The following is an 18,384-nucleotide window of genomic DNA, read 5'->3' on the forward strand; positions in this document are numbered from 1 at the left end:
TAGCCGAGCACCGTCACGCCCGCATCGGTCGGCCGCACGTCGCGCGTGCCGCGATCGAGCAGGCGGTGGCCGGCGATTTCCTCGAGGCGACGCACCTTCTGGCTGACCGTCGACTGCGTCGAATGCAGGCGCGCGGACGCCGTCGTGAAACTGCCGCAGTCGGCGACCATCACCCGCGCGCGCAGCAGGTCGATGTCGAACAGGGGTCTATTCATTTATGCACTTCTAGGGATTCGGGTATTTCATTTTCAAATGCGTGCGACGACTTTTAACATGGTGGGGCATCGCGGGCAATCGCGGTTTCGCCGGAGCTGGGCGGGTGTTTTGCGGGGTTGTGAGGTGCTTGACGAACATCCCGTGGAGGACATTCGCGCACGACGCCGATCTGCACGGCACGAACCGGTGTCGCGGCTCCGGGTTGATTCCGGCGGCCGATCGCGATCATGTCGAGACGGTACGCACGCCGATCGATGCGAACGTGAACGTCGATCACGGAGGCGAGGTGCGATATCGCGCTGAAAAATTCGATCGCGGTATAGGGCGCGTTACTGACGGGTTCAATGGAATATCGGGCGACAGATTGACGTGGTTGCTGGTGTGGGCAACTTCCTCTCGCTAACATCCGGAGCACACGTTCTGACGCTCGCGTGCATCGCGCAGGGTAAACACTCGAGCATTCCGTAAAAAAGCCGTCAATCGAGCATCGTTACGCTTCCTTGGTTTCGATCTTCCGTCAATCCGCCGCGCTCCCCATTTCTCCGCTTGCACTCAAAAATTATGCGGTCTAGACTGCGTTGCAATTTCATCGAAGTCCGTCTTTCGCGCCCCGTGCCGGCTTCTCGTCGCGGCGCCTCCACCGGACGCCGGCATCGCCTGCCGCGTCGAGATTTTCAAGGACCCCCCATGAACCGCATCGCAAAGCTCCTCGTCACCGCGTTGGCGTTCGCACCGCTCGTATCGTTCGCACAGGACACGTCGACGATCCGCTGGGGCATCGACCCCACGTATCCGCCGTTCGAGGCGAAGCAGCCCGACGGCTCGCTCGCCGGGTTCGACATCGACCTGCGCAATGCGCTCTGCGAGCAACTGCATGCGAAGTGCGTGTGGGTCGAGCAAAGCTTCGACGGCATGATCCCGGCGCTGCGCGCGCGCAAGTTCGACGTGATCATGTCCGCGATGACCGCCACCGACGAACGGCTCAAGCAGATCGACTTCTCGAACAAGCTGTACGCGTCGCCGGGCGCACTCGTCGCGCCGGTCGGCTCGAAGCTGCTGCCGAGCGCCGCATCGCTCGCCGGCAAGCGCGTCGGGATCGACCAGGGCACGACGCAGGAGGCGTATGCGAAGGCCGAATGGGCGACCAAGGGCGTGACGATCGTCTCGTACCAGAACCAGGACCAGGTGTACCAGGATCTCGTCAACGGCCGCCTCGATGCGACGTTCCAGGACAAGACGCAGGCTGGCTACTCGTTCCTGAAGACGCCGCGCGGCAAGGGTTACGCGTTCGCGGGGCCGGACGTGACCGACGCGCGGATCACCGGCTACGGCGTCGCGATGGGCGTACGCAAGGGCGACGCCGACATGAAGAAGCGGCTGAACGACGCGATCGTCGCGATCCGCGCGAACGGCACGTACCAGAAGATCGCCGCGAAATACTTCGACTTCGACATCTACGGCGCAAAGCAGCAACTGACTTCGGCGCCGTGACCCCGTGACTCATCCGATCGACAGGCACACCATGACGAGCATTCAGGATCGCGTCGCGCAAGCCGTGACGCCCGAGCTGATCGCCGCGTTCCGCGAGGAAGGCGCGGTCTGCATCAAGGGCATCTTTTCGCCCGACGAAGTGGCCGCGCTGCGGGCCGGCATCGACGCGAACCTCGCGCAACCGAGCGAACGCGCGAAAGTCGCGAGCCGGCCCGACGATCCGGGCTGGTTCTTCGAGGATTTCTGCAACTGGCGGCACAACGACGCGTATCGCGACTTCATCGTGCGCTCGCCGGCGCCGTCGGTCGCCGCCGCGCTGATGGGCACGGACCACGTGCGGCTGCATCACGACCACCTGCTCGTGAAGGAGCCCGGCACGCGGCAGCGCACGCCGTGGCATCAGGATCAGCCGTACTACGACATCGAAGGCGACGACAACGTGAGCATGTGGATTCCGGTCGATCCGGTGCCGCTCGAATCGACGCTGGAATTCGTCGCGGGCTCGCATCGCGGGCCGTGGCTGATGCCCCGCACGTTCATGGACAAGGAGGCGAAGTGGTTTCCGGAAGGCAGCCTTGCCGACCTGCCCGACATCGAATCCGACCGCGCGGCCTTCCCGATCCGTCGCTGGGCGCTCGAACCGGGCGACATGGTGTGCTTCCGGATGCTCACGCTGCATGCGTCGGGCGGCACGCAGAACCGGCGGCGCGCGTTTTCGATTCGCTTCGTCGGCGACGACATCCGTCACGCGCCGCGCCGCTGGAAAACGTCACCCGATTTCCCCGGGCTCGCGGATCAACTGCCGGACGGCGCACCGCTCGATCACCCGCTGTTTCCGGTCGTGTGGTCGCGCGATGCGGGGCAGGTCGATGGGATCTGACTCCGGTGCGTCGAGGTGACGAAACCGGCGGCAGTTTCAGGGGCGAAACGGCCGCCGTGCGTTCCTGGCGCGTGCGACGAAGGATCAGGTCGGGTGGCGCCCCGCGCCCGGCTTGAAACGCGAGCCGAGCCGGTAGCGATTGCCAGGATGCAGGAAGTGCACGAACGTGACGGGCAGCCCGTCCGTCCACGTGCGGCGCGTGAGCGTGAGGCACGGCTCGTCGGCGCGCATGTCGAGCAGCCGCGCCTGTTCGCCGGTCGGCAGCGACGCGTCGACGACGTGCTCGATTTCCAGTTCGTAGTGCGACACGTTGTTGTACAGGTATTCGGACGGCGGCTCGATCTGAAAATCCTGATCGATGAAGCCGGGCGCGGCGGCCGGGTTCACGTAGCGATCCTCGAGCTGGATCGGGCGGCCGTTTTCCTCGTGCACGCACACCACGTGAAAGACCGGCGTGTTGACCGGCAGGCCGAACGCGGCCGCGACGTCGAACGACGCGGGCTCGCGCGACTGGCTGAGCACGCGGCAGCGGTATTCGTGACCGCGCGCGCGGATCTCGTCGCGGATGTGCGCGATCATCAGCAGGTTCGACTGCGGCTTCACCTCGGCGACGAAGGTGCCGACGCCCGCGATGCGCTTGAGCACGCCTTCCTCGGTCAGCTCGCGCAGCGCGCGATTGACCGTCATGCGCGCGACGCCGAACTGCGCGGCGAGATCGAGTTCGGACGGAATGCGGTCCCCCGGGCGCCAGTCGCCCGCATCGACATTCTGGCGAACGAGCGTCTTGATCTGCTGGAACGGTGCGGTGGTCTTCGTGACCATCGGGGGATCCTTCGGGAAGGGCAACCGCGAAATTCTATCCCGGATCAGGCGGCGGGCAGTTCGCGAACGTCGGCCGTCGGCTCGTTACCGAACGCGTCGCTCAGCGCATGGCCGATCAGTTGCCGTGCCGCCGCCGCGGGCGTCGCGAGCGCGCCGCTCGACTTCAACTCGTCGAACTTCTCGCGCATCGGGAAGTTGTCTTCGCTGGTCGAGCGGATCGTCGCCTGCATGCCGGTGTCGACCACGCCGGGCGCGACGCTGCAGATCCGCAGCGCGCCGTTCGCGTCGAGCGCGACTGCGCGCGCATGGTGATCGAGCGCGGCCTTGGTCGCGCAGTAGACGCTCCAGCCCGCATACGCGTTGCGTGCCGCGCCGCTCGACACGTGCAGGATCCGGCATTCGGTCGTGGCCGATGCGGCTTGCGCGAGCGCGGCCGACAGCATCAGCGGCGCGGCGACGTTCAGGCCGACCGCGCGGGCGACGGTCGCCGGATCCTGCACGGCGAGCGGCCCGATCGGATCGACGATGCCCGCATTGTTGAACAGCAGCACGAGCGACGCGCCGTCGACGAAGCGGCGCAGTGTGTCGCCGGCCAGCCAGGCCGCGACGGCCGTGGTGTCCGACAGGTCGAGTTCGATTTCGGCGAAGCGCTCGCCGGCCTGCGACGCGAGCGACGGATGACGGCTGCGCGACACGCCGAGCACGGCGATGCCTTCCTGCAGCAGTTGTTCGGCGAGCGCCGCGCCGACGCCGCGGGTGTGTCCGGTGACGATGGCGCGCACGTGTGCGGGAGAAGATGCAGTCATGGTGGTGAACCGGTGAGGGGATGAGCGGGTTTGACGAGCGGCGCGCACGCACGCGGCAGCGCGTTCAGGGCGTGCGATGCGTGGTATCGACCTGCGAAGACGATCGCGCGCGGCACCGTTGATTTCGGGATGAACGCTTATCGTAGCGCCCGCGTGAGCATCGCGCAAACGCCGGGACGTGCGTGACGGATGAATCTGCGGCGCTGCGGCTCGCGCATCGTCGCGTTGCAGCACGTGCGCTCGGCGCGCCGCTGCGTCGGACGAAAGCCTGCTCAGGCGAGTGTGCGCGCCGGCGCGGCGAGCGGCGCCGGGCCGCGCGTCGCGAGCTATCATATGGCTCGCCCGTGCGCGAAGCCGCGCGGGCCGCAATCGTTTCCCTTCACCTGCCGCACGTTTCGACGCCACTCATGAACACCACGCCGGATACGCACACGCCCCGCGCCCTTCGCGAACTCACGCCCCTCGAGGCCCGCATTCTCGGCGTGCTCGTCGAGAAGCAGCATACGGTGCCGGACACCTATCCGCTGTCGCTGAATGCGCTGACCGCCGGCTGCAACCAGAAAACCGCGCGCGCGCCGGTGATGAACGTCAGCGAGGACGAAGTCACGACCGCGCTCGACGGGCTGAAGCACCTGAGCCTCGTGATGGAGGGCAGCAGCAGCCGCGTGCCGCGTTTCGAGCACAACATGAATCGCGTGCTCGGCATCCCGAGCCAGGCCATCGCGCTGCTGACGATCCTGTTGCTGCGCGGCCCGCAGACGGCCGCCGAGCTGCGCCTGAACAGCGCGCGCCTGCACGGCTTCGCGGATATCTCGTCGGTCGAGGCGTTCCTCGACGAACTCGCGGCGCGTGCGCAGCCGCTCGTCGTCCGGCTGCCGCGTGCACCGGGTGCGCGCGAGAACCGCTGGATGCACCTGATGTGCGGCGAAGCGAACATGGCCGACTTCGCGAGCACGGAGGCAGGCGGTGGCGCGGATTCGGTGTCGCCTTCCGAATTCGAAGCGCTGAAGGCCGAGCAGAAGCGTCTTGCGGACGAAGTGGCGCGACTCAATGCGCTGGTTCAGCGGATGGCGAGCGAACTGGGCATCGACGTCGACGCGCCGGGCGACGCGGGCTGATCGCTTCTTGATGCATGCAGCGCGATCGGCACGCACGCGCTCCGGATCAACGGGCGCATCACGGGCGATAACAGAATGGTTTTCATGGCGGTGCGTGAACGATGAAGATGCCTGTCAACCAACACTGATCCGCGTGGCGCCCGCATCGACGAGCCGGAACAGCAGATCCTCGACGGCCGCGCACGGCGCCGAGCCGAGATCCGCGTTGACGCGCCATCCGTGCTCCGTGTTCGCCGGTTCCGACAGATAGTGAACGATGCCGTGCAGGCCATCTTCGGCCGGCATGCTTTCGTCGTCGGCGTCGAACCACGCGAAGAACCAGGTCTTGAACACATCGGTGGCCGCGGCTTCGTCGAGCCCGCCGGCTTCGATCGTCGCCCAGTCCCACACGAACGGATGGATCGATACGGCTACCGTTTCGAGCTCGAACTCGAACGGCTCGAAATCCAGTTGCGTGGTCGAATCGATCATCGCCGGCTGGCCGGCCGATTCGCCCTCGGTGTGCACGGTGTCGGCACGGCACGGCAGCGCGAGCGGGCCTTCGGTGGCGAGCGTGCCGTCGGCTTTCCGGTAGGCCGGTTCGACGACGGCCGCCGGTTGCGCGGCCGCTTGCGCGAGCAGGTCGACGTAGGGTTGGCGGATGGCGCTGAGCAGGTCGGATACGGTCATCGTGGCGTGTCGGGCAAGGGGTGAACGATCGATCGCAGGCAAGCGGCGCATGCCGTCGCCTGCATCGAGCGAGGGGCCGCGTCGGCAGCGGACAACCACGATCGTACGGCACCGCGGCGACACGCGACCACTCGGCCGAATGGCCGGCGGCCCCCGATCGCCGTCGCTTCGCGAGCGTCGCGTCGATGCCGATCGACTCCCGCCGCCACCCGCTATCGTCCCGCGCGGGTGCCATAATCGAGCCTGCCCATCATTCCAGACAGACGTCCCCCGGAGAATCACCATGCAGAACCTCGACAATCCGTCCCACGATCGCGAGGTAGGCAGCGCCGACGCGACGCAGGACACCACGCGCATCGACGACGTCCGCATCGGCGCCGTGCGTCCGCTGATTTCGCCCGCGCTGCTGCTCGACGAGCTGCCGGTGCCGCCCGCGACGCAGATGCTCGTCGAGGATACGCGCCGCGCGATCGGCGACATCCTGCACGGCCGCGACGACCGGCTGCTGCTCGTCGTCGGCCCGTGTTCGATCCACGATCACGACCAGGCGCTCGACTATGCACGCCGCCTGAAGGCCGCCGCCGATGCGCTGAAGGACGACCTGCTGATCACGATGCGCGTGTATTTCGAGAAGCCGCGCACGACGGTCGGCTGGAAGGGGTACATCAACGATCCGCGTCTCGACGGCAGCTTCCGCATCAACGAAGGGCTGCGTGCCGCGCGGCAACTGCTGCTCGACATCAACGCGCTCGGCCTGCCGGCGTCGACCGAATTCCTCGACCTGCTGAGCCCGCAGTACATCGCCGACCTGATCGCGTGGGGCGCGATCGGCGCGCGCACGACCGAGAGCCAGAGCCATCGTCAGCTCGCGTCGGGGCTGAGCTGCCCGATCGGCTTCAAGAACGGCACCGACGGCGGCGTGCAGGTCGCGTCGGACGCGATCGTCGCCGCGGCCGCGAGCCATGCGTTCATGGGGATGACGAAGATGGGGATGGCCGCGATCTTCGAGACACGCGGCAACGACGACGCGCACGTGATCCTGCGCGGCGGCAAGAATGGGCCGAACTACGATGCCGAGCATGTCGAAGCGAGCTGCGCGGTGCTGCGCAAGGCTGGCTTGCGCGAGCAGGTGATGGTCGACTGCTCGCATGCGAACTCGAACAAGTCGCACGAGCGGCAGATCGAGGTCGCACGGGATCTCGCGCGGCAGTTGGGGCAGGGCGAGCACCGGATCGTCGGCGTGATGGTGGAGAGCCATCTCGAAGCAGGCAGGCAGGACCTGAAACCGGGCGTGCCGCTGCAATACGGCGTGTCGATTACCGATGCGTGCCTGAGCTGGTCGCAGACGGAGCCGGTGCTCGACGTGCTGGCGGAAGCGGTGCGGCATCGTCGGGTGTATTCGCGGAATGCGTGATGCCGTGGGGCTGCGCGGCGCCCGGCGCGTCGTTCGACGTGTTCGATGCGCCGCGAGGATCGGGCGCTCGCCCGCGAGATTGCCCTGATCGACCGGCCGCGGCGCTCTTGTTCCGCGCCGTGCGCCCCCGTCTGTCTGCACGATCCTTGATCCCGATCCGGCTCGCCCCGCCTGCCACGTTGCACGCTGAACGCACGACCCGGCGAATCCCGCTACCATGAAGGACGTGTTGCTCGCTGCAGTCCGGCCACGCACACACGCCGTGGCGGCGCGGCCGGCCATCACGCGACCGACGAAGCGGGGCATCCACCGATCAGCCGTTGCGCCCGCTTCGCTCCCGGAATCCACAACAACCGAACCGGAGTGCATGACACATGAAGTTCTACAAGACCCTCCTCGCAGCAGCCGTCCTCGCCTCGAGCGTCAGCGCGCACGCGCAGATCGCGGGCGCCCAGCCGATCAGCGTGACCGTCGAGCAATCGCAGGCGCTGCTCGAAGGCTGGAGCGTGAAGAAGAGCGTGCTCGGCAAGACCGTGTACAACGACGAGAACCAGAAAGTCGGCAAGGTGCGCGACCTGATCGTCGCACCGGACGGCTCGGTGTCGGCCGCGATCGTGTCGGCAGGCGGCTTCCTCGGCGTGGCCGCGCATGACGTCGCGGTGCCGATCGCGTCGCTCGACGTGCGCAACGGCAACATCTACCTGCCGGGCGCGACCAAGGAAGCGCTGAAGGCCACGCCGGCGTTCCAGTACGCGAAGGTGCCGTCGCCGCCGAAGCCGAAGAAGGTCGACGAAAAGCACTGATCCGCGGTGTCGGCGCGGCGCCCGTTGCACGATGCGGCGGGCGCCGCGTTTTTGTTTGCGTTTTCGTTTGCGATCAGCGCGTCCGCGTCGTCGGTCGTCACAGCCACACGCCGCTGAACCCGAACGTCACGGGCCCGCTCAGGAACACGCTGCCGGCACCGTCCCATCGAACGGTGACGTCGCCGCCATCGCATGTCACCCGCACGGTGTCGTCGAGCAGCCCGCGCCGGATGCCGTTGACCACCGCGCCGCACGAACACGAGCCGGAGCCGAGCGGCACGCCGCCGCCGCGTTCCCAGATGCGCAGCCGAATGTGCGTGCGATCGATGACCTGAACGAAATGCACGTTGGTTTTCAGCGGAAACAGCGGATGCGTTTCGATGGCCGGGCCAAGCGCCGCCACGTCGATCGCGCGGAGAGCGTCGACGAAGAACGTGCAGTGCGGATTGCCCATGCTGCATGCGGCCGGCGCGCCGGGCAGCGGCAGCGCGAGCGTGTCGACGGCTTCCGAGACCGGCACGTCCTGCCAGCCGAGCCGCGGCACGCCCATTTCGACCTGGATCAGCCCGTCCGCATCCTGCGCACAGTGGAGGCGCCCGCGATTCGTGCGCAGCACGACCGACGCCGCGCCGGTTTCCCGCATCAGTTTCCACGCGATGCCGCGCGTCGCGCTGCCGCAGGTATCGAGCGCCGAGCCGTCGGGGTTCCGGAACGCGACGCGCGCGGCTGCGTCGTCACAGTCCGACACGATCGCGAGCTGGTTGAAGCCGATGCCGCGATGACGGTCGCCCATGCGCCGCACGAGGTCGCGATCGATGCGCTGCGCTGGATCGTGTCCCTGACCGCGCAGATCGACGATGACGAAGTCATCGCCATTCGCGTGCATCTTCTGAAATGCGATCGGCATGGCGGTTCCGGAATGGAGGCAGGCAAATACTGTACGTGGCCCGCCGATCGCGGGCAATCGCGGCCTGACGGCGGGCAGGCGCCAGCGGCTACGTAATTCTACGTAGCCCGTCATACGTAGTTATCCGCTTGTAAGCGTCCCCCGTCGCGCGGAATACTACGGCCCATCGCCGCGGTCTCTGCGAGGCCGCGGCACGACGCATCGACGTCACGCGGGTTCGGCGCCTCGCCGCATCCACTCAAAACACATTGGAGACCAGGAGACGCCATGAATCGGGCTTCCAGTACCCTGCTATGGATCGCGGTCGCGCTGCTCGGCGCGTTCGCCTTCGGCACGATCGCACTCGCGCACGGCGAACGCGTCAGTGCCCTCTGGATCGTGATCGCCGCCGTCTGCGTGTATCTGATCGCGTATCGCTTCTACAGCCGTTTCATCGCCAGCAAGGTCATGCAGCTCGACGGGCTGCGGATGACACCGGCGGTCAAGTACAACGACGGCCTCGACTACGTGCCGACCAACAAGTACGTGCTGTTCGGCCATCACTTCGCCGCGATCGCCGGCGCCGGGCCGCTCGTCGGCCCCGTGCTCGCCGCGCAGATGGGCTATACGCCCGGCATGCTATGGATCCTGGCCGGCGTCGTGTTCGCCGGCGCGGTGCAGGATTTCATCGTGCTGTTCATCTCGACGCGTCGCGACGGCCGTTCGCTCGGCGACCTCGTCAAGATGGAGCTCGGCACGGTGCCCGGCGTGATCGCGCTGTTCGGCGCGTTCCTGATCATGGTGATCATCCTCGCGGTGCTCGCGCTGATCGTCGTGAAGGCGCTGACCAATTCGCCGTGGGGCACGTTCACCGTCGCCGCGACGATTCCGATCGCGCTGTTCATGGGCGTCTATACGCGCTACATCCGCCCGGGCCGCATCGGCGAAGTGTCGATCATCGGCTTCTTCGGGCTGATGGCGGCGATCGCGTTCGGCCAGAACGTGGCTGCCTCGCCGGCCGTCGCCGCGTGGTTCACCTTCAGCGGCACGCAGCTCACGTGGATCCTGATCGGCTACGGCTTCGTCGCATCGGTGCTGCCGGTGTGGCTCCTGCTCGCGCCGCGCGACTACCTGTCGACGTTCCTGAAGATCGGCACGATCCTCGGCCTCGCGATCGGCATCCTGGTCGTCGCACCGGAACTGAAGATGCCCGCGCTGACGAAGTTCGTCGACGGCACGGGCCCGGTGTGGGCGGGCAACCTGTTCCCGTTCCTGTTCATCACGATCGCGTGCGGCGCGGTGTCGGGCTTCCACGCGCTGATCTCGTCGGGCACGACGCCGAAGCTGATCGACAACGAAACCAACGCGCGCTTCATCGGTTACGGCGCGATGCTGATGGAATCGTTCGTCGCGATCATGGCGCTGGTCGCCGCGTGCGTGATCGAACCGGGCATCTACTTCGCGATGAACGCGCCGGCCGCGGTGCTCGGCTCGACGCCGGAAGCGGTCGCGAACACCGTCACGCAATGGGGCTTCGTGCTGACGCCCGACATGCTCACGCAAACCGCGAAGGCTGTCGGCGAGACGACGATCATCGCGCGGGCGGGCGGCGCGCCGACGCTGGCCGTCGGCATGGCGCACATCCTGCACCAGGTGATCGGCGGCGAAGCGATGATGGCGTTCTGGTATCACTTCGCGATCCTGTTCGAAGCGCTGTTCATCCTGACGGCCGTCGACGCGGGCACGCGTGCCGGCCGCTTCATGCTGCAGGATCTGCTCGGCACGTTCCACCCGGCGCTCAAGCGCACCGAGTCGCTGCCCGCGAACCTCGTCGCCACCGCGCTGTGCGTGGCCGCGTGGGGCTACTTCCTGTACCAGGGTGTGGTCGATCCGCTCGGCGGCATCAACACGCTGTGGCCGCTGTTCGGCATCTCGAACCAGATGCTCGCCGCGATCGCGCTGGTGCTCGGCACCGTCGTGCTGTTCAAGATGAAGCGCGAGCGCTACGCATGGGTGACGATCGTGCCGACCGCGTGGCTGCTGATCTGCACGCTGACGGCCGGCTGGCAGAAGATTTTCGACGCGAACCCGAAGGTCAGCTTCCTCGCGCACGCCGCGAAGCTGCAGGCCGCGGTGGACGAAGGCAAGGTGCTCGCGCCGGCGAAGTCGATCGCGCAGATGAAACGGATCATCTTCAACGACTACATCGATGCGGCGCTGGCCGGGTTGTTCATCTTCGTCGTCGTCGCGATCGCGGTGTACGGCGTGATCGCCGTGCTGCGCGCGCGCCGCGAATCGAAGCCCACCGTGCGCGAGACGCCGTACGAAGCGATGCCGGCTTCGCAGGCGCTCGGCAGCGGACGTTGACGGGAGGCCGCGATGTTCAGCGATCTCGGCAGCGACCTGCGCAGCGCGGGACGTTACCTTGGGCAGGCGTTGCGGCTGATGGTCGGCCTGCCCGACTACGATACCTACGTTGCGCACATACGCGAAACCCATCCGGACCGCGAGCCGATGACGTACGAGGAATTCTTCCGCGAGCGTCAGAATGCGCGGTATGGGTCGGGAGCGGGGAAGTGTTGCTGAACCGGGCCGTTGCAACGGTTGCAACGGCCTGACGAGTCGGCCCGGTATCGAAACGGAAGCGCCGCGATGGCTGTCGCGGCGCTTTTTTCTTTGGGCGGGCCGCGGCGCGCATCGCACGGCGCTTGCAAGCCGTTTGCCCGCGCAGCACGGCGGCATCCGGCCGCCGGTATCATGAGGGCTTTCTTTCCCTGTTTCTTTCCCGATGGACCGCAGGAGAACACGTCGTGCATGTCGGTGAGCGTTTCAACAGCATTTCCCATCTCGTCGGCGCGGTGCTGTCGGTGGCCGGCCTCGTCGCGCTCGTGACGATGGGCGCACTCGAAGGCGACCCGTACAAGGTGGTGAGCTTCAGCGTGTACGGTGCGATGCTGATCCTGCTCTACGCGATCTCGACGGCGTATCACAGCGTGCGCGACCCGCGCCTGAAGGCGATCCTGCAGAAATGCGACCATGCGGCGATCTACCTGCTGATCGCCGGCAGCTATACGCCGTTCACGCTGGTCACGCTGCGCGGCCCCTGGGGCTGGTCGCTGTTCGGCGTGAGCTGGGGGCTCGCCGTGTTCGGCATCGTGCAGGAGCTGACGCTCGGGCGCCGCACGCGCCTGTTGTCGATGATCCTGTACGTGCTGATGGGCTGGCTCGCGCTCGTCGCCGTGCGGCCGCTGATCCATGCGCTGCCGCCGGTCGGCACCGCGTGGCTCGTGGCCGGCGGCGTGATCTACAGCGCGGGGATCTACTTCTTCATCAACGACGAACGCATCCGTCACGGGCACGGTATCTGGCACCTGTTCGTGCTGGCCGGCAGCCTGTGTCAGTTCGTCAGTGTCGCGATGTACGTCGCGTGAGCGGCATGGCGCGTTGAGCCGGTAACCATACGGGAGCGGCGTGCCGGCCGGGGAGGCGCTACCGGCGCGCGGCGGCGTGCGGATGCGCGGTCGTTTCGGCGGCTGTCGACGTCGCCTGCACCGTGAGCCACCACGTCGCCGCCGCGAGCGCCGACAACCCGGCTGCCAACGCCAGCACTATGCGCATCGCCACCGGAAACGGCTGCAGCGTCGCGATGCACGCACCGAAGATCGCCACGCCGAGCGCCGATCCGCTTTGCCGTGCCGCGTTCAGCACGGCTGCCGCCACGCCGGCGCGGTGCCGGTCGACCGTCCCGAGCGCCGGCGAGGTCGCGGCCGGCGAGATGAAGCCCGATGCGAAGCCGATCGCGAGCATCGGCGCGACGGCGAGCCATGCGGGCGTCGTCGCGCCGATGGTCGTCATCCCGAGCGCGCCCGCCGCATAGAGCCCGAACGCCATGCACATCGGCCCGCGCGCGCCGAAGCGTGCAACGATCCGTCCCGACGCGAGGCCGCCGAGCGCGACCATCGCGGTCATCGGCAGGAACGCGAGCCCCGTATCGAGCGGGCCCGCGCCGCGAATCTGCCGATAGAACAGGCTGAGCACGAACAGCAAGCCGTAGAACACGAACGCCGATGCCATCGACACGCACGTCGAACCCGCGAACAACCGGTTGCGGAAGAACGCGAGCGGCAGCATCGGTTCGCGGCGCCGCACCTCGATCGCGATGAACGCGATCCACGCGACGACGCTCGCCACTGCGCCGCCGACGATCGGTCCCGAGCGCCAGCCGAGCGTCGGCCCTTCGATCAGCGTGCCGATCAGCGCCGCGATCGCGACGATGGCCGCCGCCTGGCCGCCCCAGTCGAATTGCCGCGACCTATTGACGGCGGCGCGCGCGACCGTGCGGCCGAGCCAGATGCCGGCGAGCCCGAACGGCAGGTTCACGAAGAAGAGGCTGCGCCAGCCGAACAGATCGATCAGCAAGCCGCCGATCAGCGGACCCGACGCCATCGCGATGCCGCCGCACCCCATCCATATGCTGATCGCCGACGCGCGCGCGGCCGGCTCGGGGAACGCGCGATTGATCAGCGCGAGCGAGCAGGGCACCAGCATCGCGCTGCCGACGCCCTGCAATGCGCGGGCGACCGCGAGCGCCGGCAGCGTTGGCGCGACGCCGCACAGGGCCGACGCGACGACGAAGATGGCCAGCCCCGCCACATAGACGGTGCGGTCGCCGAGCCGGTCGCCGAGCGTGCCGCCCGTCAGCAGCAGGCTCGCGAATGCGAGCGTGTAAGCGTTCACTATCCACTGCAGGCCGGCCACGCGGCTGCCGAACGTGTGCGCGATGTCGGTGAGCGCGACGTTGACGATCGACGCATCGAGCAACACGAGCGTATAGCTCACGCAGGTCGCGGCGAGCACGCGGCGCGCGGCGGCCCGATCCGGTGCGGCGGCCGTCATGCGCGTTCGGGCGTCGGCGAGGCGGCGGCCCGCAACGCATTGAACCCGACCCATCCCCAGTACACGCGATGATGCGCGATCAACCCGTCGCGCAGGTCCATCACCTCGACGAGATCGACCTGATCGCCGTCCGGCGTGGCGCGCGGGTATTCCCAGACGAGCTGGCGGCCGTTCGAGAAGAACAGCCCGGTCCGGTACCAGCGCCCGAGCTTGTTGTCCGGATTGCGCAGGCCGGCCGCGAAGAACGCGCCGATCGCGGCCTTGCCGTGCAGCACGCCCGAACCGTGTTCGGGCAGCGTGGCGACGACGAGCGGCGTTTCGAACACCGCGTCGTCGGCATACAGCGACATCAGCGCGTCGAAGTCGCGGGCGACGACGGCGGCGTGCCACGCCTCATGGATACGCCGGGCGTCGGCGTTGGCGTCGGTATCTGCGGGTGTCATGGCGGGTTTCCGGAAGTCGATCACGGAAACCACTGTAGGGGCGCCCCGCCGCGAGACGTTTCACGTCGACCCGAAACGTGGATGCGTCGCCGCGCCGCGGGCGCTCGGGTGTCGGCCCTCAGCCGCCCAGCGCGTCGAGATTCAGTGCATACGACTTGCCGATCCACACCGCGCAATCGCGGTGGTCGCGCAGTTCGTCGTGCGTATTCGGATGCAGGAAGATATCGAGCGCGCCGTGGTTCAGCACGAGCCACGGCACGATGTCGTCGAATCGCGCGGCATCGAACGCGATCTGGTACGACCACGCCGGATGCGGGCCGACGAGGCGTTCGTGAAAGCGGCCGAGTTCGATGACCGCGCCGAACCGCGCGTCGACGACCTGGCGAAACGCCCAGGCCGCGTCGCGGCTCGCCGCATCGAAATAGACGTGCGCGTGCCAGCTGTCGATGGCGGTAATGTCGAGGGCGACCATGGAGAGGCTCGATTAAAAATGAAAATGCTTGAGATGCCGTGCGAAACGGCCGATGCATGATTATCGCGCGTCCTTGCAGATTGCGTCGTGTCTCAATCCGGCAGGACGATGCGAGTGATTTGTCCTGCATCAGAAGAATCGGCTGATCCGACGAAATCGCCTCGATGGTATCCGCGTGCGCGATAACACGCCGGAAGCCTTGTGCGCAGGCGCGCCGGCCGTAATCGCACCGGCAACACGTCATTTCCTAAATTGAAAGAGCGGGGTGAGTGCTCCACCGGAGCGTCGGTAAAAGTCCGATCAGATCGTTGAATGAAATAAAGAAATTCCATTTCGAAGGGATGCGCGAATGACGCAAGTCGCACGCCGAATGCGCGACTGAAAATAACAATTGCGGATTCGGCTATTCAAGCGGCATGCGGTCCGACATACGATGATTTCAACGCATCGATGATGGATCGATGCGGGGACAACCATCTGGAGGCCATTATGCGATCCCTCGTTCCCGTTGCCGTTCTTTCCTGCGCACTCGCTGCGCTACCGGCCGTCGGCTTCGCGCAGTCGATCGGCGCCGGCGACACCGCGCATGCCGCGCCGTTGACCTGGTCGGCGGCGCGTGCCGAAACCGATGTCCAGCTGATGCAGATGACGCGTGCCGGCTATCGCGCGACGACGGCCGGCAACCAGAACTATCCGCTCGCGATGCAGCGTGCGCTCGAGCGCGTGTACGACCCGGTGCCCGACCGGTGGCGCGACGAAAAGGCCGCGATGGAAGCACGGGCCGCCCGCGACGTGCAGAGCGGCCATCCGGTGAAGGCGTTCTTCGTGAAAACCGCGTACTACCTGAAGGGCGAGAACACGTTTTGATGCAGGAGACGAACATGGCGTGCCCGAACCGATCGCTCGGCGTGTGGCGTGCATCGACGATACGCAGGCTGCCGGAAGCGTGCGCGGCATCGCGGCGCGCCGACGTGCACGGCATGCGACGCCGGCCGAACACCCTGCGCGACGCGGGCCGCTGCGTCGCTGCGTGCCGCAGCGCGTGGCCGGGGGCGGCGGCGGACGACGCGCCCGCGAGCGAGGGCGAATCATGAAGGCTGCCCGGAAAGGCCGTCGCCATCCGCCGTTGACGCGCGAATGGCTGCTGCCGCTGCCGCCCGCGCATGCCCGCGACATCTCGCTGAAATGCCACATGGCGCTGGTCGCGCTGCGCGGCGAGCACGGTAGCGAAACGCTGCTGATGCGGCTGCGCACGAGCGTGTATCTGGTGTTCCTCGCGCTCGACGATGCGGTCTCTCCCGACGCGACCATCGACCTGTGCGTCGACGCCGAGCGCGTGCTGGACGCGAGTGTCGCGCGCGCCGCGCAAAGCGGTGCGTGGACGCTGCACGACGGCGAATGCGCGGTGCTCGAACGCGTGCTCGCCGCGAACGACGCGTGCGTGGCGACGCTCACGCGGCATCGGCTGGCCGAGCTGTGGCGTCACGTCTGCACGTTCGCTTCCGCCGAACAGCCGGGGATCGTCGCGCAGGCCGCGGCGAAGATGCGGGCGCCGGCCGTTCTGCATTGAATGACCGGCCGTGGGCCGTGTTTCGTATGCGTCTCATTCCATCGCGCGGCCGCGCGCCGTCTAATGACATGACTGGAACCCGGCGTGCCCGGGCGACGAGAATCCATCCTCGCGTTTGCGGCGATCGTGCGTATCGGCGCGAACGCATTCGTTTCGGTCAGGAGGAGCGATGGCGCTATACAGGAGCGGCGGCTACTTCACGTGTGGGAGTGGCCGCGCATTCAGCGAGAACTTGCCGCCGGGCAGCAAGGTGACGGTAGCGGGCATTTATCGATGCACCGTATGCGGCGACGAAATCGGCATTGCGAAATGGCAGGCGTTGCCGTCCGAGGACGCACATCCGCACGATCTCGATCCGCCGTCCGATCCGCTGCTCGATCCGGGGCCGACCGCGTGGCAACTGATCGCCGCGGCGGAGTCGCGAAGCTAGGCAACGGACGTTCGCCCCCGCCCGCGGGCATGCAAGCGCGCAAACGCAATGCATCACACGGCGTCCGTCAAAAACAAAAAGCGCCGCGGAGCGAACTCCGTGGCGCTTCTTCGATACCGGGCCGCTACGAAGGCGCGAACCTCCGCGCGGCGAACCGCGCTGCTTAAGCGGCCGTTGCCGACTTCGCCGGCTTCTGCAGCTTGCCCTTGCCGGCGCGCTGGATTTCCTCGAGCTTGATCTCGACGTGACGCGAGAACACGTACTCGGCCGGACGCTGCTTCGCGATCGAGATGTCCGGTGCGAACGGGCCGTCGGTCTTGATGCCCTTGCGGCTCACGCGCAGCGCCTTCAGCGGGTTCGAGATCGTGTCCATCACGGCCGTGGCCTCGAAGCCGCAGTGGACCATGCAGTCCGCGCACTTCTCGTAGTTGCCGACGCCGTAGTTGTCCCACTCCGTCGTTTCCATCAGTTCCTTGAAGGTCTTCACGTAACCTTCGCCGACCAGATAGCACGGCTTCTGCCAGCCGAACACCGTACGCGCCGGGTTGCCCCACGGCGTGCACTTGTACGTCTGGTTGCCGGCCAGGAAGTCGAGGAACAGCGACGACTGGCTGAACGACCAGCGCTTGCCGCCTTCGCCGCGCTTCAGGATTTCGCGGAACAGGTTCTTCGTCTTGTCGCGGTTCAGGAAGTGCTGCTGATCCGGCGCTCGCTCGTATGCGTAGCCCGGCGACACGGTGATGCCGTCGACGCCGATCGGGCCCAGCGTGTCGAAGAACTTCGCGACGCGTTCCGGCACCGCGTCGTTGAACAGCGTGCAGTTGATGTTCACGCGGAAGCCGCGGCGCTTCGCTTCCTTGATCGCCGCGACGGCCTTGTCGTACACGCCTTCCTGCGACACCGAGTGATCGTGCGCTTCCTTGTCGCCGTCGAGGTGGACCGACCAGACGAAATACGGGCTCGGCTGGTAGTCGTCCATCTTCTTTTCCATCAGAAGCGCGTTCGTGCACAGGTACACGAACTTCTTGCGCTTCATGATGCCCTTGACGATTTCCGGCATCTCCTTGTGGAGCAGCGGCTCGCCGCCGGCGATCGACACGACGGGGGCGCCGCATTCGTCGACGGCCTGCAGGCATTCCTCGACGGACAGGCGCTGGTTCAGGATCGGATCCGGATAATCGATCTTGCCGCAGCCGTTGCACGCGAGGTTGCAGCGGAACAGCGGCTCGAGCATCAGCGCGAGCGGATAGCGTTTGTTGCCGGACAGGTGCTGGCGCACGATGTAGGCGCCGACACGGACTTGCTGGAGCAGCGGAATAGACAAGGGATGTCCTCCTTAAACTTCGCGGGCGACAGCTTGCGTGAGCTTCGCCGGCAACTTGAATTCGACTTTTTCTTCACGGCCCGCCATCGTCGCGACATCGACGGGCCCCAGCGCGCGCAGCGCGCCGATTACATCCTCGACCAT

The 18,384-nt window shown here is 66.9% G+C and carries 21 protein-coding genes and 1 pseudogene; 12 read left to right on the forward strand and 10 right to left on the reverse strand.

Annotated features, from left to right (window positions below; genetic code table 11):
- Positions 1 to 215 (reverse strand): helix-turn-helix domain-containing protein (locus AC3IFE_RS19440; RefSeq protein ID WP_489191623.1); only part of this gene is annotated, 215 nt, incomplete at its 3' end.
- A gap of 688 nt (positions 216 to 903) precedes the next feature.
- On the opposite strand from AC3IFE_RS19440, the gene AC3IFE_RS19445 reads away from it, so the two are divergent.
- The gene (locus AC3IFE_RS19445) at positions 904 to 1,707 is read left to right on the forward strand and encodes an ABC transporter substrate-binding protein (protein ID WP_489191624.1); all 804 of its coding nucleotides are present in this window, start codon (positions 904 to 906) and stop codon (positions 1,705 to 1,707) included.
- Between the two features lie 31 nt (positions 1,708 to 1,738).
- Positions 1,739 to 2,587, forward strand: coding sequence for a phytanoyl-CoA dioxygenase family protein (locus AC3IFE_RS19450; protein WP_489191625.1), 849 nt, complete (start codon positions 1,739 to 1,741; stop codon positions 2,585 to 2,587).
- Between the two features lie 84 nt (positions 2,588 to 2,671).
- Here the strand turns inward: AC3IFE_RS19450 and hutC are convergent, their stop codons facing one another.
- Together hutC and AC3IFE_RS19460 are read right to left on the reverse strand one after the other, a co-directional pair.
- Positions 2,672 to 3,409 carry a histidine utilization transcriptional repressor HutC gene (hutC, locus tag AC3IFE_RS19455; protein ID WP_301737393.1) on the reverse strand — a complete coding sequence of 246 codons (738 nt, stop codon included), beginning with the start codon at positions 3,407 to 3,409 and terminating at the stop codon, positions 2,672 to 2,674.
- A 44-nt stretch (positions 3,410 to 3,453) separates the two neighbouring features.
- A complete protein-coding gene (locus AC3IFE_RS19460) occupies positions 3,454 to 4,215 on the reverse strand; it encodes an SDR family oxidoreductase (protein ID WP_489191627.1) in 762 nt (253 codons plus the stop codon).
- 407 nt (positions 4,216 to 4,622) lie between these two features.
- On the opposite strand from AC3IFE_RS19460, the gene AC3IFE_RS19465 reads away from it, so the two are divergent.
- Positions 4,623 to 5,333 (forward strand): YceH family protein, encoded by a 711-nt coding sequence (locus tag AC3IFE_RS19465; protein ID WP_489191629.1) that lies wholly within the window; start codon positions 4,623 to 4,625, stop codon positions 5,331 to 5,333.
- A 114-nt stretch (positions 5,334 to 5,447) separates the two neighbouring features.
- On the opposite strand, the gene AC3IFE_RS19470 is transcribed toward AC3IFE_RS19465, so the two are convergent.
- The gene (locus AC3IFE_RS19470; protein WP_489191630.1) at positions 5,448 to 6,002 is read right to left on the reverse strand and encodes a hypothetical protein; all 555 of its coding nucleotides are present in this window, start codon (positions 6,000 to 6,002) and stop codon (positions 5,448 to 5,450) included.
- A gap of 283 nt (positions 6,003 to 6,285) precedes the next feature.
- Between AC3IFE_RS19470 and AC3IFE_RS19475 the strand changes: the two genes are divergently transcribed.
- Both AC3IFE_RS19475 and AC3IFE_RS19480 read left to right on the forward strand, forming a co-directional pair.
- A complete protein-coding gene (locus AC3IFE_RS19475) occupies positions 6,286 to 7,416 on the forward strand; it encodes a 3-deoxy-7-phosphoheptulonate synthase (RefSeq protein ID WP_489191631.1) in 1,131 nt (376 codons plus the stop codon).
- 374 nt (positions 7,417 to 7,790) lie between these two features.
- The gene (locus tag AC3IFE_RS19480) at positions 7,791 to 8,219 is read left to right on the forward strand and encodes a PRC-barrel domain-containing protein (RefSeq protein ID WP_489191632.1); all 429 of its coding nucleotides are present in this window, start codon (positions 7,791 to 7,793) and stop codon (positions 8,217 to 8,219) included.
- A gap of 97 nt (positions 8,220 to 8,316) precedes the next feature.
- Here AC3IFE_RS19480 and dapF read toward each other — a convergent pair whose 3' ends face one another.
- Positions 8,317 to 9,105, reverse strand: a complete 789-nt coding sequence (gene dapF / locus AC3IFE_RS19485; protein ID WP_489191639.1) for a diaminopimelate epimerase — start codon at positions 9,103 to 9,105, stop codon at positions 8,317 to 8,319.
- Between dapF and AC3IFE_RS19490 the strand changes: the two genes are divergently transcribed.
- The 4 genes from AC3IFE_RS19490 (at position 8,998) to trhA (ending at position 12,536) form a co-directional block, all read left to right on the forward strand.
- Positions 8,998 to 9,222 carry a hypothetical protein gene (locus tag AC3IFE_RS19490; RefSeq protein WP_489191640.1) on the forward strand — a complete coding sequence of 75 codons (225 nt, stop codon included), beginning with the start codon at positions 8,998 to 9,000 and terminating at the stop codon, positions 9,220 to 9,222. The genes dapF and AC3IFE_RS19490 overlap by 108 nt on opposite strands.
- 171 nt (positions 9,223 to 9,393) lie before the next feature.
- Positions 9,394 to 11,472 carry a carbon starvation CstA family protein gene (locus tag AC3IFE_RS19495; protein ID WP_089470838.1) on the forward strand — a complete coding sequence of 693 codons (2,079 nt, stop codon included), beginning with the start codon at positions 9,394 to 9,396 and terminating at the stop codon, positions 11,470 to 11,472.
- 12 nt (positions 11,473 to 11,484) lie between these two features.
- Entirely contained in the window at positions 11,485 to 11,691 is a 207-nt protein-coding gene (locus AC3IFE_RS19500; protein WP_060174036.1) for a YbdD/YjiX family protein, read from the forward strand.
- Between the two features lie 224 nt (positions 11,692 to 11,915).
- Complete coding sequence (gene trhA / locus AC3IFE_RS19505; RefSeq protein ID WP_089470837.1) at positions 11,916 to 12,536, forward strand: PAQR family membrane homeostasis protein TrhA; 621 nt, start codon at positions 11,916 to 11,918, stop codon at positions 12,534 to 12,536.
- A gap of 58 nt (positions 12,537 to 12,594) precedes the next feature.
- Here the strand turns inward: trhA and AC3IFE_RS19510 are convergent, their stop codons facing one another.
- From AC3IFE_RS19510 to AC3IFE_RS19520, 3 genes are all read right to left on the reverse strand, one after another.
- Positions 12,595 to 14,001, reverse strand: a complete 1,407-nt coding sequence (locus tag AC3IFE_RS19510; protein ID WP_489191633.1) for an MFS transporter — start codon at positions 13,999 to 14,001, stop codon at positions 12,595 to 12,597.
- Positions 13,998 to 14,444 (reverse strand): nuclear transport factor 2 family protein, encoded by a 447-nt coding sequence (locus AC3IFE_RS19515; RefSeq protein WP_489191634.1) that lies wholly within the window; start codon positions 14,442 to 14,444, stop codon positions 13,998 to 14,000. The genes AC3IFE_RS19510 and AC3IFE_RS19515 overlap by 4 nt, the downstream gene beginning before the upstream one ends.
- 118 nt (positions 14,445 to 14,562) lie before the next feature.
- Positions 14,563 to 14,916, reverse strand: a complete 354-nt coding sequence (locus AC3IFE_RS19520; protein WP_301737386.1) for a DOPA 4,5-dioxygenase family protein — start codon at positions 14,914 to 14,916, stop codon at positions 14,563 to 14,565.
- 489 nt (positions 14,917 to 15,405) lie between these two features.
- On the opposite strand from AC3IFE_RS19520, the gene AC3IFE_RS19525 reads away from it, so the two are divergent.
- The 3 genes from AC3IFE_RS19525 (at position 15,406) to AC3IFE_RS19535 (ending at position 16,916) form a co-directional block, all read left to right on the forward strand.
- Positions 15,406 to 15,783, forward strand: a complete 378-nt coding sequence (locus AC3IFE_RS19525; RefSeq protein ID WP_089470833.1) for a hypothetical protein — start codon at positions 15,406 to 15,408, stop codon at positions 15,781 to 15,783.
- Between the two features lie 223 nt (positions 15,784 to 16,006).
- Positions 16,007 to 16,486, forward strand: a complete 480-nt coding sequence (locus tag AC3IFE_RS19530) for a hypothetical protein (RefSeq protein WP_489191635.1) — start codon at positions 16,007 to 16,009, stop codon at positions 16,484 to 16,486.
- A 169-nt stretch (positions 16,487 to 16,655) separates the two neighbouring features.
- Positions 16,656 to 16,916 carry a hypothetical protein gene (locus AC3IFE_RS19535; protein ID WP_089470830.1) on the forward strand — a complete coding sequence of 87 codons (261 nt, stop codon included), beginning with the start codon at positions 16,656 to 16,658 and terminating at the stop codon, positions 16,914 to 16,916.
- Between the two features lie 163 nt (positions 16,917 to 17,079).
- Here AC3IFE_RS19535 and hpnH read toward each other — a convergent pair whose 3' ends face one another.
- Together hpnH and AC3IFE_RS19545 are read right to left on the reverse strand one after the other, a co-directional pair.
- A complete protein-coding gene (hpnH, locus tag AC3IFE_RS19540) occupies positions 17,080 to 18,240 on the reverse strand; it encodes an adenosyl-hopene transferase HpnH (RefSeq protein ID WP_012339213.1) in 1,161 nt (386 codons plus the stop codon).
- A 12-nt stretch (positions 18,241 to 18,252) separates the two neighbouring features.
- Positions 18,253 to 18,384, reverse strand: a pseudogene (locus tag AC3IFE_RS19545) (4-hydroxy-3-methylbut-2-enyl diphosphate reductase); the annotation flags it as partial.

Source organism: Burkholderia sp. APQ4-4ca (genome assembly GCF_057837105.1).